The sequence below is a fragment of the Mucilaginibacter sp. PAMC 26640 genome, assembly GCA_001596135.1.
Lineage (GTDB): Bacteria > Bacteroidota > Bacteroidia > Sphingobacteriales > Sphingobacteriaceae > Mucilaginibacter.
In genome coordinates this window covers 5,426,191-5,442,197 of record CP014773.1, presented here as the reverse complement: position 1 = coordinate 5,442,197, position 16,007 = coordinate 5,426,191, and the positions used below count along the sequence as shown (strand labels likewise).

Annotated in this window: 23 protein-coding genes and 1 tRNA gene; 12 read left to right on the top strand and 12 right to left on the bottom strand. The window is 37.4% G+C overall.

Translation table 11 applies throughout. The features are described 5' to 3' along the window. Window positions 1–8 precede the first annotated feature (8 nt). The 5 genes from A0256_23725 (at window position 9) to A0256_23705 (ending at window position 3,034) form a co-directional block, all read left to right on the top strand. Window positions 9–377, top strand: a complete 369-nt coding sequence (locus A0256_23725; protein AMR34245.1) for a hypothetical protein — start codon at window positions 9–11, stop codon at window positions 375–377. A 222-nt stretch (window positions 378–599) separates the two neighbouring features. Beyond that, a complete protein-coding gene (locus A0256_23720) occupies window positions 600–845 on the top strand; it encodes a hypothetical protein (protein ID AMR34244.1) in 246 nt (81 codons plus the stop codon). A gap of 156 nt (window positions 846–1,001) precedes the next feature. After that, a complete protein-coding gene (locus A0256_23715; GenBank protein ID AMR34243.1) occupies window positions 1,002–1,469 on the top strand; it encodes a hypothetical protein in 468 nt (155 codons plus the stop codon). 198 nt (window positions 1,470–1,667) lie between these two features. Further along, window positions 1,668–2,111 carry a hypothetical protein gene (locus tag A0256_23710; protein AMR34242.1) on the top strand — a complete coding sequence of 148 codons (444 nt, stop codon included), beginning with the start codon at window positions 1,668–1,670 and terminating at the stop codon, window positions 2,109–2,111. A gap of 254 nt (window positions 2,112–2,365) precedes the next feature. Then, a complete protein-coding gene (locus A0256_23705) occupies window positions 2,366–3,034 on the top strand; it encodes a hypothetical protein (protein AMR34241.1) in 669 nt (222 codons plus the stop codon). Window positions 3,035–3,088: 54 nt separating this feature from the next. On the opposite strand, the gene A0256_23700 is transcribed toward A0256_23705, so the two are convergent. The 3 genes from A0256_23700 to A0256_23690 all read right to left on the bottom strand — a co-directional run bounded on the left by A0256_23700 (window position 3,089) and on the right by A0256_23690 (window position 4,655). Beyond that, window positions 3,089–3,772, bottom strand: coding sequence for a hypothetical protein (locus A0256_23700; GenBank protein ID AMR34240.1), 684 nt, complete (start codon window positions 3,770–3,772; stop codon window positions 3,089–3,091). Window positions 3,773–3,849: 77 nt separating this feature from the next. After that, window positions 3,850–4,293 carry a hypothetical protein gene (locus tag A0256_23695; protein AMR34239.1) on the bottom strand — a complete coding sequence of 148 codons (444 nt, stop codon included), beginning with the start codon at window positions 4,291–4,293 and terminating at the stop codon, window positions 3,850–3,852. Beyond that, a complete protein-coding gene (locus tag A0256_23690; GenBank protein ID AMR34238.1) occupies window positions 4,290–4,655 on the bottom strand; it encodes a hypothetical protein in 366 nt (121 codons plus the stop codon). Before A0256_23690 ends, A0256_23695 begins: the two co-directional genes overlap by 4 nt. A 62-nt stretch (window positions 4,656–4,717) precedes the next feature. Here A0256_23690 and A0256_23685 point away from each other — a divergent pair, with 62 nt between their 5' ends. Together A0256_23685 and A0256_23680 are read left to right on the top strand one after the other, a co-directional pair. Further along, entirely contained in the window at window positions 4,718–5,116 is a 399-nt protein-coding gene (locus A0256_23685) for a hypothetical protein (GenBank protein AMR34237.1), read from the top strand. A 40-nt stretch (window positions 5,117–5,156) separates the two neighbouring features. After that, on the top strand, window positions 5,157–5,450 hold the full coding sequence (locus A0256_23680) for a hypothetical protein (protein AMR34236.1): 294 nt from the start codon (window positions 5,157–5,159) through the stop codon (window positions 5,448–5,450). A gap of 334 nt (window positions 5,451–5,784) precedes the next feature. On the opposite strand, the gene A0256_23675 is transcribed toward A0256_23680, so the two are convergent. From A0256_23675 to A0256_23645, 7 genes are all read right to left on the bottom strand, one after another. Further along, entirely contained in the window at window positions 5,785–6,426 is a 642-nt protein-coding gene (locus tag A0256_23675; GenBank protein AMR34235.1) for a hypothetical protein, read from the bottom strand. Window positions 6,427–6,593: 167 nt separating this feature from the next. Further along, the gene (locus A0256_23670; protein AMR34234.1) at window positions 6,594–7,052 is read right to left on the bottom strand and encodes a hypothetical protein; all 459 of its coding nucleotides are present in this window, start codon (window positions 7,050–7,052) and stop codon (window positions 6,594–6,596) included. A 478-nt stretch (window positions 7,053–7,530) separates the two neighbouring features. Then, window positions 7,531–7,761 carry a hypothetical protein gene (locus A0256_23665; protein AMR34233.1) on the bottom strand — a complete coding sequence of 77 codons (231 nt, stop codon included), beginning with the start codon at window positions 7,759–7,761 and terminating at the stop codon, window positions 7,531–7,533. 33 nt (window positions 7,762–7,794) lie between these two features. Continuing rightward, window positions 7,795–8,241, bottom strand: a complete 447-nt coding sequence (locus A0256_23660; GenBank protein AMR34232.1) for a hypothetical protein — start codon at window positions 8,239–8,241, stop codon at window positions 7,795–7,797. A gap of 613 nt (window positions 8,242–8,854) precedes the next feature. Beyond that, window positions 8,855–9,274: a hypothetical protein gene (locus A0256_23655; protein AMR34231.1), complete on the bottom strand. Its 420-nt coding sequence runs from the start codon at window positions 9,272–9,274 to the stop codon at window positions 8,855–8,857. A 647-nt stretch (window positions 9,275–9,921) separates the two neighbouring features. Next, window positions 9,922–10,230: a hypothetical protein gene (locus A0256_23650; protein AMR34230.1), complete on the bottom strand. Its 309-nt coding sequence runs from the start codon at window positions 10,228–10,230 to the stop codon at window positions 9,922–9,924. 135 nt (window positions 10,231–10,365) lie between these two features. After that, a complete protein-coding gene (locus A0256_23645) occupies window positions 10,366–10,743 on the bottom strand; it encodes a hypothetical protein (protein AMR34229.1) in 378 nt (125 codons plus the stop codon). A 77-nt stretch (window positions 10,744–10,820) separates the two neighbouring features. Here A0256_23645 and A0256_23640 point away from each other — a divergent pair, with 77 nt between their 5' ends. The 3 genes from A0256_23640 to A0256_23630 all read left to right on the top strand — a co-directional run bounded on the left by A0256_23640 (window position 10,821) and on the right by A0256_23630 (window position 13,120). Beyond that, window positions 10,821–11,078, top strand: a complete 258-nt coding sequence (locus tag A0256_23640; GenBank protein ID AMR34228.1) for a hypothetical protein — start codon at window positions 10,821–10,823, stop codon at window positions 11,076–11,078. A 147-nt stretch (window positions 11,079–11,225) separates the two neighbouring features. Further along, entirely contained in the window at window positions 11,226–12,137 is a 912-nt protein-coding gene (locus A0256_23635; protein ID AMR34227.1) for a hypothetical protein, read from the top strand. 395 nt (window positions 12,138–12,532) lie between these two features. Then, window positions 12,533–13,120, top strand: coding sequence for a hypothetical protein (locus A0256_23630; protein ID AMR34226.1), 588 nt, complete (start codon window positions 12,533–12,535; stop codon window positions 13,118–13,120). Between the two features lie 68 nt (window positions 13,121–13,188). Here the strand turns inward: A0256_23630 and A0256_23625 are convergent, their stop codons facing one another. Both A0256_23625 and A0256_23620 read right to left on the bottom strand, forming a co-directional pair. Further along, the gene (locus A0256_23625) at window positions 13,189–13,401 is read right to left on the bottom strand and encodes a hypothetical protein (protein ID AMR34225.1); all 213 of its coding nucleotides are present in this window, start codon (window positions 13,399–13,401) and stop codon (window positions 13,189–13,191) included. Between the two features lie 496 nt (window positions 13,402–13,897). Beyond that, window positions 13,898–13,970: transfer RNA gene (locus A0256_23620), tRNA-Phe, on the bottom strand. Window positions 13,971–14,217: 247 nt separating this feature from the next. On the opposite strand from A0256_23620, the gene A0256_23615 reads away from it, so the two are divergent. Beyond that, window positions 14,218–15,516: a Fe-S oxidoreductase gene (locus A0256_23615; GenBank protein AMR34224.1), complete on the top strand. Its 1,299-nt coding sequence runs from the start codon at window positions 14,218–14,220 to the stop codon at window positions 15,514–15,516. 11 nt (window positions 15,517–15,527) lie between these two features. Beyond that, window positions 15,528–15,965: a hypothetical protein gene (locus A0256_23610; protein AMR34223.1), complete on the top strand. Its 438-nt coding sequence runs from the start codon at window positions 15,528–15,530 to the stop codon at window positions 15,963–15,965. The last annotated feature ends 42 nt before the right edge of the window (window positions 15,966–16,007 follow it).

Here is a 16,007-nt window from a genome sequence, read left to right as displayed (position 1 = left end):
CGCTTGATGTGTGTGGCATCTACAAATTTGAGGAACAAAGTATATCCATTGAGCCAGAGGCGTTTCCTCAGAAAGAGACTGCCGCTTCGTCAATCAATATTCAAGCAGGCGGTACATATAAAGCAGTACACGTTCCTAATGTATTTCAAAGGTTTGATTCTGATGATCCTGATTATATAGATGCCGAAGGCACTTGGAAAATTGATACTTTAGAAGCATCATGGAAGCATTCGAAGCCCTGTTATGGGATTCGGTTATCAAAGATGCCCGAGGGCTTCGCATCGATGTATTTGATGGGTGATCAGCGACCTTATAAGCTTATCCGTACTGATGATGACCCGAGTCTGGGTAAGGCGATAATATTCTCTAAACACTGACAGTATGATAATACCTGCACCTTATCGGGGCTTCCTCCACTCAGACCCAAACTCCACTCGCGGACGGCTCGCAGGGTGCTTGTTAAGCCCAATTGCCTTTGTTATCTTGCAAGCGTGAGATATCTCAATGTTCCATTAAAATGCTTTATCCTGATCGCAACGTTGCTATTAAGTAGTTGCTTTTCGTTGTTTGCGCCTGGACCAGCTTCTCAAATTAAAAGTGTGCCTAACCCGGCCAAAACCAAACAAGCCATTCTGTTTCTGAAAGGAGGTAATGCGACCGCGGATGATTCTTTACAAATATCCATTAAAGACGCTGATGACAGCTTAGATGAAACAGAGGTGGGTAATACCTTTACTACTGACTCTGATCATGGCAAAGCATTTCTTAACGCTACAGCCATTAGCTTACGATGGAAAGATAACACTCACCTAGTGATTATGATAAGCGGCTTAGAACATTCCTAAAAAACAAGAACGTTGAAGACGTCGCAATAATTTACCAAGCACGTTAGCTGTTTACTAAGTTACCTACAGATCTTCTCTACTCGGACCATTTGCTCAATTCGCGTAGGAAGGTTCCTAAGTAGCCAAAGAAAGCATTAACCTTGTGAACATAATCTTATGACTACAAGAATAGCACCTAGAACAATCCTGAAAGTTATATTCATGCTCTTTATCATCTTTGGTATGGTGAAGTGCCTCCAATCTGTAACGTCAAAGCAGGCAGTTCTGAGCAATCGTATGCTAATGAATAATCTGTATTTTCGGGGAACGGTACTAAGCGTCAAGACCTCTAACAGCCATAACTTTGGTATATTGCTTTTACAGCTAGATACAGCAAATAAAAGTCGGTTTGTAGATACATTGAAAGAAGGTATTTATCCATACAAGATTCAGAACGGGTTGGCAGAGATCTATACAAATGTTGCTGACGGAATTGAGAAAGGCGACCAAATTATAATCGACTTTAACGAGCAGAAAGCTTATTACTATCTTAAAGCAGAAACAAAGCACTATGAAGAAAGAATCTCTTTGATCAACTACTCAGGTGATATCCAATTTGTAAGAAACAATACAGTATTTAGGTAGGCACTCGGTCATTCTCTTCTCAAAGTTAGCTGACCCATCCGCACATAGTCGCTACGCTTCAAGGTAGTAGTACGAAAATGGGTATTCCATTGTAATCAATGGCAGCCTTCCACATTTACTTAGCTCTCCACCTTGCCTTAGTGCGTCTGTTCAGCAGTTCGTCTGTTCGAGAATTTCCTCGGATTAAAACTCACTGCAATGACAGACATTAGACAACTACTTAAAGAGTTCGAACGCTTCGCTTATGGCCAATCCTTGCATACCGCCTTTACCGACCTGTTAGACTGGACACTTTTACCTTTTAAAGTGTACGAGGATGAATTAGCGCAGCAATCAGCACTGGACACATACCGCAACCATAAGAAGGTAAACGAATTTGTTGAACTTGTAAAGATTGTAGGTGAACTATTAGAAGGCTTTTCAGACCCACTTGTTGAATTGTACATGCAAGCTATCAGCAATGGACACAATGGCCAGTACTTTACACCGGAACCCATCTGCGACATGATGGCGACTATAAGCGTTGGCAATCCTACCGACGGACAAACCGTTGCTGATTGCGCTTGCGGTAGCGGTAGGGTGCTACTTAGTGCAGCTAAGATCAACAGGCACCTTAAGCTTTACGGTGCAGACCTTGACTAACATGCTGTAAAATGGCCTTGCTTAACATGCTACTTAACTCTTTACAAGGTTAGATAGCCCATATAACTAATTTAGCAATGACTTCTATCGTGGTTATAAGATCCAAACTATATTAGTTAACGGTTACAACATGCCTTACTAAGTTGAGTTTACAGAGCCTGAACAAAGTTACATATGGCTTAAACCAGTAAGTGAACAGGCAAGGTCTAAGTTTGACAAGCCGTTTGAGCCTACACAAGCTTCAAAATCTATCAATGGTGTTCAGGGCACTCTCTTTTAGAGGTTTACCTTTTAAACAAGTTTACTTAGCTTTACCCAATCTACTTAACACCATGTCACGAACCTATCGATACGTCTATACCTTACTTACTATTCTATTTACTTCAAGTTTGGCATTTGCTCAGGTCAGCAGAGCTACGAAACTAATTCAATATCCTCAATTCAGTATACGAGTACCCAAGCAGTGGGTAAGGTTAGAAGTAGAGACTGAAGATTCCTTCTTTGGATACATTCAAATAGGCAAGGATGAATTTGTTGGATTTGATTTAGGTTGGTACTCAAACAATCTTAACGAAGACGAGTTCGGAGACTATTACCAGGTGGAAGATGGGAAAGTTTACAAGTTCCGAAGGTCAAAAAAGCGCAAGGAAAGGCTACTTATTGGCAAGGCTGACAGCACGACATTAGAAAGTGTAAGACGAAATAAAGTAGCATGGATATATATTGATGGCCACAAGGCTAAACTTATAACACCGAAAGTAACAACAAGAGGTACTACAGGTGTTTACATTGATAGCCTTTGGATGCAAGGATGCTGTAAGGTTAAGTTTCAAATGTCCACCTCTAACCTTACCTTCTTACAACAGCAGCAGCTTATAGCAGCGATTAAGACATTGAAGTTCTATCAGCATCATTCTAAGTAACCAGTGCAAATTTAGAAGTTAAAGGGTCATACCTGCTTGAGGGTAAATGTTGCATTACAATGAATATTTATATCCCCAGTCGGGAAGTATAATAGCGGGCCTTCGTTTATAGAGAATGACTTTACCGTAGAAGTCAAAGTTTATCCCAAGCAAACTTCCAAGATTGGTTGTTGGATACATGTTCTTAAGCACAATCATTAAAGCGTTATTTCTTACTTTGCTGCCAATGTAAAGCAACCCTAATGAAGAACTGATAGCTTTATAGTAATACACTGTATCACGAATAAGAACCGTCCTTCCAACTAGCTTCATTGCTTCTCTTGCTGTTATTGGTGGCCTACCTGGGAAAACATCATAGATTTCCCCTCGCCCCCTATGAGCTCTTGATGTATCAGATCGTTTGACCCATAGAAATTGTTTATCTGTTAACATCATCTTAGCCTGACCATCTCGTTTTTTAACAATGCCACTAACTACAACAACCTTCTTATGAAAGAACTCAGGAGAAGCCATCGCGTCTTCTTTCAAGATGACTGTTAAGCGCTGATTCGGATATGCCCCACCCAAGAAAACCATCATTGCATCAGATGTAGCCTTATAGCCAAACACAGAGTCCTCAACTGAAATCCATTTGCCTGTGGGAATATTACTCTTTCTTGCATCAACTACTTTATATACTTGCGCTAGCGCTTTACAAGTCAACAAAGCTACAAAGGCTCCAATAACGAGGTTCTTCATGTAATCAAGATAAGGAACGATGCTACATTGCTTGTTAAAGGGTATGGATACATACTTGCTTTAGGATAAATGATATATTATATCTGTATGCGGGTACAAAATTGAAAGGAGTTGGTAATGATAATTGCAGGCTTCCCCTCATATGTAGTAACAATGCCTCCAAAGTGCATAGGCAATCCCTCTCTTACCAACTGCAAGTGCTTTACCACTTGCTTGCCTTGGAGCATAACTATTATGTGATGTTTAGGGAACAATCCGCCAATGTATAAAATTGATAGTGTGTCATTTAACGCCTTATGCCCCCATACAATATCATATATGTAGACATCCTTACCCATGTGCGTTGAAACCTCGCTAGTGGGCAAATGAGGCTCTTCAGGGTTCGCCATTTTTAGACCTAAAATCGAGTCCAATGGCGGGTGCGTTTGTTGCGCTGATGCTTTACAAGTCAACAAGGCTATAAAGACAAGGATAAGGATGCACTTCATACTATGAAGATAAAGATCTGCTAGGATAGTCAATGCTCAAACTTATATTTGATAGACACAATTATAAATAGAAACTTCTTGATTGCAACAGTACAGTTCTTCTGTTGATTAAACTTATTAAGATAGACAACGTTCTTATAAAAGGTATGCGTAGCGCTTCCTCCATAACTTATAACGAAAGCAATTGAGGGATCTTCTTGTGCTGTTTCTTCAACGCCAGTAGCCTTCTCAATTTTGATTATCGTATAGCCAAGCCTCTGGAATGTGCTCTTAATATCCTTAAGATACTTTCTCTTGTTTAGGCTGCCTGTTAAATAAACAAAGGCTACAAAGACAACAAGCAATAGTATAAATAACATTACGAAAGCTATTAAGCTTATTAAATTTAGATTCATAGAATTCGATTGCCTGAAGCTATGAAGATAGCGAAAGATTGCTACATTGCAGTAAGTAAACTATGAACAGAATGGCCTTGATTTATAAATTCAGTACATCTTCTTTATTGTACATCTGTGTCCTTGTTGCTATTTCACTTACTGGATATGCTCAAGACGAGTTGGGTAATAAGCCAAGCGAGTCATTCATGTGGAATGAGGTTAGCGCTAAACAAGCTCAGCAAGATATTGAGCAAAGTAAAGCTAAGCTCTTACTCGTTGGAGGTATTGCGTCCGTTCACTATGAAGGCCAGGAGGTGTTTGAGAAGAAGTATAAAGTGAGCTATTACGACTTTGCTTGCAACTCACCTGAGGAAAAGTATATAAAGGAGTACAACAAGGCAATCTTTACCCACCTTGATAAACAATTTGGCAAGAAGTGGCGTAAAGAGATAAGGAAGGATGTAATAGGCTACAAGTAATTGTTAGATTGTAAACGGCCGTAAGCGTCTTAACTTGTAAATGCTGTATATTAGCCATGACCTAGATAAAGAAATGAATACTAATACGTTAGCGCAAGACCGTTTTAAACCTATCACCAGGATCCATAAAAGCCATTCCATCAGGGTCTATAAACCGAATAGGGTTATTACCGCCATAAACATAGGAACTCATGCGTCTAAACTTCTCCGCCAAAGGGTTAACACTTGTCCAACGGGGGAATTACCGGATCATAGAACCTTGCACCATAATCGTACTGGCCTGTTTAATCCTATAAACCTTCTTGTTGTAAAGTTATTGATGCTACTTAAATGATGAAGATACTGATCTGTACGCAGGTATAATTGAATTTATGACTAATTTATTACAAGGTACTAAGGCAATTCACTCAGTGAATGGATAACCTGTTAAGTGCTTCTATAACTTTTAAAACATTAGGTTAGAATACCCAATAACTATTTTAATCAAAAACCAAACCGGAGTCTATCGTTCAAACCATTCCTATTACCAGAGATGATAAAAATTCGTAAGGCTGACGCACATTAAATATCAATGCCAGGCATATGGCCAGGTTTCGTTCTATTAACAACATTTCGTTAGCTCGGAAAGCACGGAGGCTTGGCCGAGCGGGAGTTTTGCAACATACATTTTACTCGGGCATTTTCTCGCCTAATGCCTTGCCAATCCTTTTGATAATTTCATATTCCTCGATAGTGGTAGGCTTCACTTCGACTTTGCGAGACGTAACATAAGGCAAGCCATGATTTAGAGAAAACTCTGTACCAGCTTCTACTTTTGGAAAGCTTTGGATTTCGATCTTTGTCTGATCATTAGATATCGAGTCTAAAACGATATGGTACTTTGGAATGTACTTTAATTTCCCCCACCAATTGTAATATAGTTCTGATTCTCCTACTGAATCCCAAGCGTACCAGTTAATAAAGAAATAGTTTTGATTGTCGGATTGCGATATTTTCAGCAAGTTGCTTTCTGAGGGGTTATATCCTTGAGTCATATCAAGTGCATGATACCGTTCATCAGAAAACATTCTAACAACCTCCTCTCTTACTTGAATGATTGGGTGCTTGTAAACATAAGACATTAATTTAATGTCTTTTAGCTCTTTTTTAAAAACCAAATAACGTGTAGCGTAAATAACTACACAATTAATCAAAATCGCAGTTAAATATGTCGTTACTCTTTTCATAAAAGCCTGTATAAGTAGTTCATTACTTCTTTTTCTTTTCTTCTTCCTGTTTTTTGAGATATTCCGCTCTTTGTTGTAAAGCATTTTGTAACTGGGATTAGATAGCATTTTCAGCGACTTTTACTCTACCATTCAGCTCTTTTTTTGTAATTTAACCATTCTTTCCATCATTTTCTCGTATTTGATCTGGATCTTCTTTGTTATGATGATCCAACATGTCGCCGAAACCCTAGTCTTGGGGTTAGCGAGGGTTAATCTTGCCTTTTACCTTTCTTATCATAGGCATATTCTTCTTTGATATTAAGAGTAAGATAATCGACGTTTTTTTTATAACGATAATATTCACCATCAAAATAAAGGTACAAACTGTCATTGTATCTTTTATTCAAATTATAATTGGCAATCTGAATACCACTTGGACAATTATGTATGATTTGATTTTTTTCATCTTCTAAGTTTGCAATAATATTATTAGAATTTTCTTGCCAAATAATGTCGAGACCTTTTGTGTAAGGTGTTACTAAATAGCTTTCAGCCGACGGCTTCAACACTCCGTTATATTTACGGGGAATAATGTAACAAAGACCATCATATGCTTTCCAAACTGTAACACACTTTCCATTTTTCAAGTAATAGAAGGATCTATACTCTACTCTCCAGACAATCGCTGCGAATAATAATATTATTAATAATAATAACGCCTTTTTCATACACTATTAAGCCTTAAAATACATTTAATGAAGGGGTAATTCTCCATTGACACTTTTCTATTTGTGCAATGCAAATGATGACAATTACAACAAACATTTTTGAAGTAAGGTCGGCTAAGCCGAGCATAGTCCACTTCCTATATGTTGCTGTTCCTGATCTACGTATGATACATTTGTCTGTCTTTTATTAACGGCTTGTCCGTATGTTCTTCACGACCATAACCAATAATAAGGTCATCACTTGCATGATTTTATGGCAACCACTTTCTATCATTTTCAGCCTGAGGATCAATGCTTTTCGATCTTAAGATGAGGGGTCATAGAACCGTGCGCTCTAATCATACTAATCATTCCTTCCTGTATTCCCCTGCTACTGTGAAGGTATTATTGCTACTTTAATGATATGAAGTTAATAATCTGTACGCTGATATTAATAGAATTTCAAACTAATTTATTAAAAGGTACTTAGATACTTAATTCACTGAATGATTACTTTGGCAATGAACTTCTGTACCTTATAAAGCATCAGGTTAGAATACCTTACAGCCAATTCAATCAAAACTTGACTCAAATCTATCGATAACGAAATTTTAAGTTCTTCTACGAATGCTATTATCCGGGATGCTAAAATTTTAAGGTTTAAGCTGTTTATTATGAGAACTTGCGAATAGTATCTTTTCAGAACATAAAGTTTAAATTGATTTGACAATGCTCTAAAGCAAATAATAGTATATTTTATAATTTAAGGTCTTCTTATACTAGGCTGCCATAGTTCTATACGGGATATGTTAGATAGAGACCCGCTATTCATACTCATATGACCTTTCCTGTTGCCATCGAACACCCCTTCGATAAGGACATAATGGTTACTGAAATTATGCTTAAATATCTTGTTATTGACATCAACCCAAAGTGCATTCTTTTCGATACTGTGTTCGTAATCGCCTTTGTCTAAATACAGACAGTTGCCTTCAAATTCTAGATGTAAATAGCCAATGACTCTAACCTTCTGCTTGTAAAAACTTTGGGCATTTCCAATCAGAGAAATAAGAGAAACATCCTTAACAATGCTAAGTGTATCAATCGAATGGTTTTGAACATCTGACAACTTCACCTTTGGGATTGGTTTATTACACGCAATAATTGTAATGCCGAAGAATAATATTAAGATGTAGATTAGCACTTTCATTGAGTATGGTAAGGTTACATGAATGTGGTTCCAATTTACATAAATTACCGAATATACGACCGGTTTCGAGCTAAATCTAATAAGCTGAAGTGATATGGTTAACATTAAACGTCTTTCTGTCTTTTTAATTTTTACCGCTAATAGCCAATTTGCACAAGTCTAGGATTCGAATCGGATAAAGTTTTAAGAGTAAATAAAATAGGCAAAGAGTTTACTCTTTCGTAAGTGTAAAGGAAAATACGGAGATATCTATTCATTTAACAAAGACTGATATATTGAAAGATGAAGGCAACACAACTTGTGAATGAACTACAATATTTTAAATTTTCCATTCCAACTTACACGTTGAATAAGGCTCTGCTTGTTTATTACAAGGTACTTAGGCAAGTCACTCACTAAATGCATAACCTTTTAAGTGCTTCTTTGCCGTATAAAACATCAGATTGGAAGACCTTACAGCTACCTTAATCAAAAACTACTCTCAAGTCTATCGTTCAAACCATTCCTATTTATGTCTACTGCCATTATCAGGTATGTAAACTGGTAAGTCTTACGCACATTAAATAACAGAAGCCACAGTTTAGTGGATTTTTTTAGTTTAATAATAATTAGATCATTCCTTGATTGCTTTGATGTTTTGTTCATTCGACAAGTCCCAAAACCACCATTTAGAAGAATTATCCTTTTCTGCCTTAAATCGCCTGACATATGCAACCTTAAACAGGTTTAATAATAAGTTTACAGCTTTGCCTAATTCAGGTTCAGGTAAACCGATTATCTTTTGAATGCTCGTGGATATTGGGCCTTTACACAAAAGAACACATGGTGTAAATGAAGTTTTCAACAAACTATCTTTAATTGCGATTTCTGTATCTGTTACAACCGGTTTTGATTGCATAATTAAAAAAGATAATTCATTTAGAAACAATCGCTTATTACCCAAGTCAAGCTTATCAAAATGCTCTAATATTAAGCTAATGTCAATTAATCCCTGCGCAAATTTGTTTAGTAATATCTCCTTTTCTAACTCCATCTTAATTAGAGGTAATAATGTTATGTGGTTTAGTTTTATCAATATCTACACTCGTCCACCTTGCAATCACCGGGTCATTGAATCTAACGCCATAATCGTACTGGCCTGTTTCTTTCTACAATTCCTTCTTATTGTAAAGGTATTAATGCTACTTAAATGATGAAGATACTAATCTGTAGGCAGGTATTAGTAGAATTTATGACTAATGTATTATAGGGTACTTAGGCAATTCACTCAGTGAATGCATAACCTGTTAAGTGCTTCTGTACCTTTTAAAACATCAGTTTAGAATACCTAATAACAAATTTTACAAATAACCCAATTTACGCTCGATAAAGAGCAAAGCTAGGCGAGATACCGGGCTTTGTTGTTACCTATAATTCATCATATTTTTAACTCTTTAACATTGAAGGCCACCTACGTAAGCCAATTCTTACTAGATAAAAAACGGTAGCCCAAACTACTCCATTAAGCGGTAGATACCACAAAGAATTACTCCAATTAAAAGGTGTACCTATAAAAAACACATAAATCTTTTCAAGAAAACTCCTTTTTGCACCCCATGTTAAAAAAAACATAGCTGTTGTTGCTGCTAAAGCCGAATATGCTATAACAAAGGTTATATAATATAGCATAGTTCTCATATACTAATGTTTTACGCCTTGCTTTTTAAGCCACTTTACTATAGTGTCTATCAACTGATCTGCCTGCTTTCCTGGTCTTGCTGCATCAAAGTGATGTGCATCAAGTTCTTTAAATATATTTTTTTCATAGATTGGTAACCAAACTGCCTCGGCAATTTTAATAGCAGTTTTCTTATCAGGAACAAAATTCGTTTCAATGTTTATATTAGCAGCTATAGTAAAATCACATATAAGAACTGCCAAAAAAGATGCGATAAATATCGTTTTTCGATCTGTTTTTATTTTCATATTAATATAATTTACTACATTCACTCTGCTTCTTTTTTAATCACCTTATTTACAAATGTATTGTCAGGTTTAGTTGTCAAAGGGTCTAACTATATATCCTAGGTATCTTAAAATTAACAACTCCTGGCACATCGCTAGGCTCAAGTCGTTTATATCTGTTTATTTATTTCTAAAAGAAGCTAAAGCCTTCTCAAACTCACTCTTTTTTATTTCCGACACACTTACATATCCTATACTGAGATTAAGAATTCTGATGTCTTTCCAGTACAAGCCATTGGCCATTCTACCTTGAAGGATCATAGTCTCCGGCTCGTATTGTCTACCTAGTTGTTTCGCAATTTTAGCCTTTAATTCTGTGCCCTCAAAGCGTTTGTTTGCAATACTATCACCTAAGGATCGTATGTTTTTATCGTTTAAAGTACTGCCCCCAAAGTCAGATATATAGATATATGAAGAGTCTGAATAAACATATTGATTTTCTAATTCATTATGGCCGCCGATTAAAGTTATAAGTTTGAAGCCTTTCGGTAAAACCATAGTGATACTTCTCGGATCAAATTCGCCAATGTGTTTACTTTTGTATTGTATCGTTGTTATACCCTGACTACTCGCGCATGATACAATTAAATAAAAGAGTACTAGGTAGATTATGTTTCTCATCTTATTGGGTGTATACTATAAATGAAGCTATAATAAATTGTGTAAGTGTTGTTGATACTTTAGAACTCTTAACTGAAGAGTATGGTTATGAAATAGAAAAGATCATTGCAGAAATATTAACATATGCGGTAAATGATGTTTTATGGTCTGGTGAAGACGAAGAGGCAAATCACAAAGCTACACAGGATTTGATAGTTGCTAAATATCCTTAATTAACAAGAGCTTCCATGATAAAAATTGCTGATGTGGCTGCTTACTTTTGGAAGTGAATTTAATTAAAAAATTTGAGTACCTCTATAAAAGTAAAGAATCATTAAACCCTCACTGCATCAAGAAAAAAGTTATTTACTTTAGATCATATGAAACCCGCCTTTATTACCTTTGTCTTTTATCTGCTTGCGATTAATCTCTATGCTCAAGATAAAAGCTTTCGTCCAACCTATATCTATGAAGGCTACATACAAATCGCTCCATCGAAAAAAGTTCCTGTAAAGCTTAACTTCCTAGTTCTTCTCGATTCTACGGTAGTTGGTTCTTACTGGTACAAACCTGAACAGGGTAGCCTGCAACTCAAAGGCAAGATGTACAAAGACAATACATTCATACTCTATGAACGAGATGCGAAGGAAGAAGTCACAGGATCGTTTAAAGGTAAAGTTTCAGAGAACCGCGCCGAAGCAGCTGGGCGATGGACATCAACAAAAAGCAACAAGAGCTTCGACTTTTCGCTTAGCTTGATAAACGGAATGAGGTACTATTGGGATTATATTAGAAAATTCAGAAGTCTTCCTGAGTACAATAATATTGATTCTGCTATCAAACAATCAGGCAAAGTATTAAGTGTCGATGTTGCCAGTCAAGATATAACTTACTTGCCAATTGGGTTTAGCACGCTACACAATGCACTTTCGGTAAACTTGTTAGGAAACCGCTTTGAAAAGTTTCCTGATGTATTAACTAACTTAGTACAACTTCAAGAAATTTCATTAAGCTCGAATGAGCTGAGTCAAGTTACTTCTAAAATAGGAAGGCTTAAGAATCTTCGCATCTTAATTATGAATAACAATAAACTCAGTGAGCTACCAAAAGAAATTGGTATGCTTGAAGAGCTTCTTTACCTGGAATTAGGTAATAATAAGTTAATGGCTCTTCCATCCACTATAACAAATCTTAAACATCTTGAAGAGCTTCATATTGAAAGAAATCGTCTTAACTATTTAGAGAAAGAGAGGATTAAAAAGCTATTACCTAAATGTGTAATTTACTTTTAAATGTATATCTATCGATTTATAGTTTATAAAATCTATATAAACTGAAGAATTTCAATGTTTATAAATTGACTATGCTTTTAATTAAGTAGTTCAAGCTTTCTGCTCCATATAAAAGTATGATATTTCCAAAATCGTGGATTGAAAAGAAAGTGTCAGAATGGACTTATGTAGCAAAATTACACTTATTGATACGTTAGAAATATAGTCAACAATCGCAAATAATTAGGTTTTTAATTCTGTACCGTTTAATACATTAAATTAGAAAACCACCTACTCATAATCCAACAAACCATACCACATACACTAAAATATCATTTCCAAAAAATCTTAAATCTTTGTAATATCCCTATAAGGTACATTTATTAAAAAAAAGTGGAAAATGGATATTCTCTTAAATGTTATATAACTTTAGGCCTTACACACCTAATCAAGTTATCACAATGAAAACCTTTAAACTTTTTCTGATTGCTTCAATTTACTTAATCCTTTCTGGCTGTCAACAACAGGATAAACCGAAGACAGAAATTGACAAGGCAATGGAACGAGATAGCTTTTCGCGCAAAATGTATGGCGAGAGTGCGGATGAGCACATTAAAAAAATGGTTAATCAGAATATCGCAAAAGCTGCCTTCGACACCGTAGGTTTGCATAGTGCCCCGGTAAAGGTTCTTCAAGCTAAGATCGTCAAGGAAGAATACTCAAATTATCGTTCAGTCTTTTTGAAATATAAAAACATATCTAAGAAAACCGTTAGTGGCATTAAGTTTCAATGGTACGGCACCAATGCGTTTAATGAACCTGCAGATTTAGGAAGCACCTATGCAGCTGGCTTTGGAGGAGGTTTTACAGATGATCCTTTGCGACCAGGAAGAAGTGAAGGTTCCACCTGGAACGTACTAAGCCGGGATGCTAAGAAGCTGAAATTAGCTTGGCCAATAGAAGTTTCGTTCTCAGATGGAACTAGTTGGAAGTTGATGCATTAAAGATTCAATTTTGACGTGTCAACTTGTAATAAATTGGGTTTAAATGTACCCAACCGATCATTCAACTGTTATCCAAGAATTTTTAAATTATTGTAATTTCCTATATAAAGCAGAATTATATCAACTTTTTGGAACTTGTCTACAAAAGCATGAGTTTGCACGTTATTGCGCCAAAACATAGGTTTTGCAACAAATAAGGCAAAAGACAGCTTATTGCCTGTTTTAAGGATAAAATGAGTTTTTGCAGCTTTAGTTAAACATAATAGGGTGTTAGTCGACATATAGATCTAGCTATTACAAAATTTCCAAAAAATATACATTTCTTGTAATCTTCCTATATAAGGTAGTTTGAATGAACATTTTGGAAAATGGAAATTCTTGAATAGGAAAGGGAAGAGTGAGGAATGATTATTCAGCAAAGTTAGGCGTTAGGTTTGACACATGGCAAGGAATTTCCGGCATAAACACATGCCCACACACTACCCATCATTTATTCCATTCCTCCTTGCACTTAGATCAAACCTTGCACCTGTATGGGCATCATAATCATTCATTCACTTTAATCAAAATCAATATGGAAACATGAAAAACTGCGCCAAAACTGCGCCAAAAGCATCGGATTCACCTAAAGATTGGTAAATTTGAATAGGGTAGGACCAATTGTATGTCTACCGAATCATAAATAACAAATTATATAAAATCTGCATTTATAGGCTCCAAAAGCAGTTTTAAGGCATAAAAAAGCCTCTTAGTATTCCTAAGAGGCTAGATTAAGTGTGGTATCAGCTGGGATCGAACCAGCGACACAAGGATTTTCAGTCCTTTGCTCTACCGACTGAGCTATGATACCGCTCCGTTTAAGGTTTGCAAATGTAGCGTTTTTTTTATTCCTGTAAAGTTTTTTTTCATTTTTGTTGCTCACAGGGTAGGTCTCTCGTCCTTTTAGAAGGCTCGGGCTTTGGTTTTCAGTAATTTACAAGGAGATTTTTTTTTAGAAAAATTTGCCGGCAATCATCATTTGCATCTTAAAACAAAACTTACCTTTCCAACATTGAAACATTTCTATACTTTAGCTTTTAAATTACTATGCACGCATAATGATAGGCCAGGTTATCTTCATCATCATCTTAGCAGCTGCTGTTTACCTGTTCGGTAAAAACGTGGCTAAAGTACGGCGGAATATATTGCTGGGTAAAGATACCGACCGCAGCAACAACCCCGCCGCACGCTGGAAAGTTATGGCCAAAGTGGCCCTCGGCCAAACCAAAATGGTTAAACGCCCGGTTGCCGCAGTAATGCACTTTTTCATTTACGCAGGGTTTATCATTATCAATCTGGAAGTGCTGGAGATTATGATTGATGGAATTTTTGGCTCGCACCGTGTATTTGCAAAACCACTTGGCAGCTTGTACGGCTTGCTGATAGGCGGTTTTGAGGTGCTGGCTTTATTGGTGCTATTATCCTGCGTGGTTTTTCTTGCACGGCGAAACATCCTCAAGTTAAAAAGATTTGGCGGCGCGGAGATGACTGCCTGGCCAAAATCTGATGCCAATTATATCCTTATTATCGAGGTATTGCTGATGACGGCATTCCTCACCATGAATGCTGCCGATTACAAACTACAAGCTTTACACTTCGGGCATTACGTTTCGGCAGGGAAGTTCCCGGTAAGTGCGTTCATTGCACCTTTGCTGCCGCAAGGTGCTGCTATATTGGAAACCATAGAGCGGGTTTGCTGGTGGTTTCACATCATCGGTATCCTGGCATTTTTAAACTATTTGCCGTATTCCAAGCATTTTCACATTATGCTGGCCTTCCCGAATGTTTATTATTCAAACCTTCAGGAAAAAGGTAAGTTCACTAATATGGCATCTGTAACCAACGAGGTGAAAGCCATGCTGGATCCTTCTTTTGTACCGGAGCCTGCGGAAGTAAACCGTTTTGGGGTGAAAGATGTAACCGACCTTACCTGGAAAAACCTGATGGAGGCCTATACCTGCACCGAATGTGGCAGGTGTACCTCGGTTTGCCCGGCTAACATCACCGGTAAGCTTTTATCGCCGCGTAAAATTATGATGGATACCCGCGACAGGTTAACCGAAGTGGGCGACAACATTGATAAGCACGGAAAAGATTATACCGATGACAAAACATTACTGGATAACTACATTACCAGAGAGGAATTATGGGCCTGTACTACCTGTAACGCCTGCGTGGAGGCTTGCCCGGTAAACATTAATCCGCTGGAAATTATTACTGAAATGCGCCGGTACGTGGTAATGGAGGAGTCGCAGGCACCGGCCAGCCTAAACAATATGTTCGGCAATATGGAAAATAATGGCGCGCCGTGGAAATACAGCCAGGCCGACAGGCTCAATTGGGCGGAGAAGGATTAATTTAAAAGAGCATGTTAGAGGTCACAGATATTATAGAAAGTAAATATAACCAGTTTGTTGAACGGGTAGCCGCCACTAAATTGGTTTGGGGTTTAAAGAACAAAACAGGCTGGGCGAATACCGAATCTGCGGAAGATGACGAAGTAGGGGTAATTCCTTTCTGGTCGGACAGGGCCTATGCCAAGATCTGCGCCCGCGACGATTGGAAGAGTTTTTCGCCAACCGAGGTGCCGCTTGGCATGTTCCTGGAAGACTGGTGTATGGATCTGTCTGAAAACGATACTTTAGCGGGCATTAACTGGGATGCCAATATGCTGGGTAAAGAAGTTGATGCGCTGGAACTGGTAGTAGCTATTCTGAACCGGCTTAAAGAGATTAATTCGGCCATCAAGTTTGCCAATTACAGCAGCATCGATGAGTTCATTAGCCAAATAAGCGAAGAAGAATAAAGATTGTCAAAATGGAGAGCAGCCAGTATAAATCCGAACAGG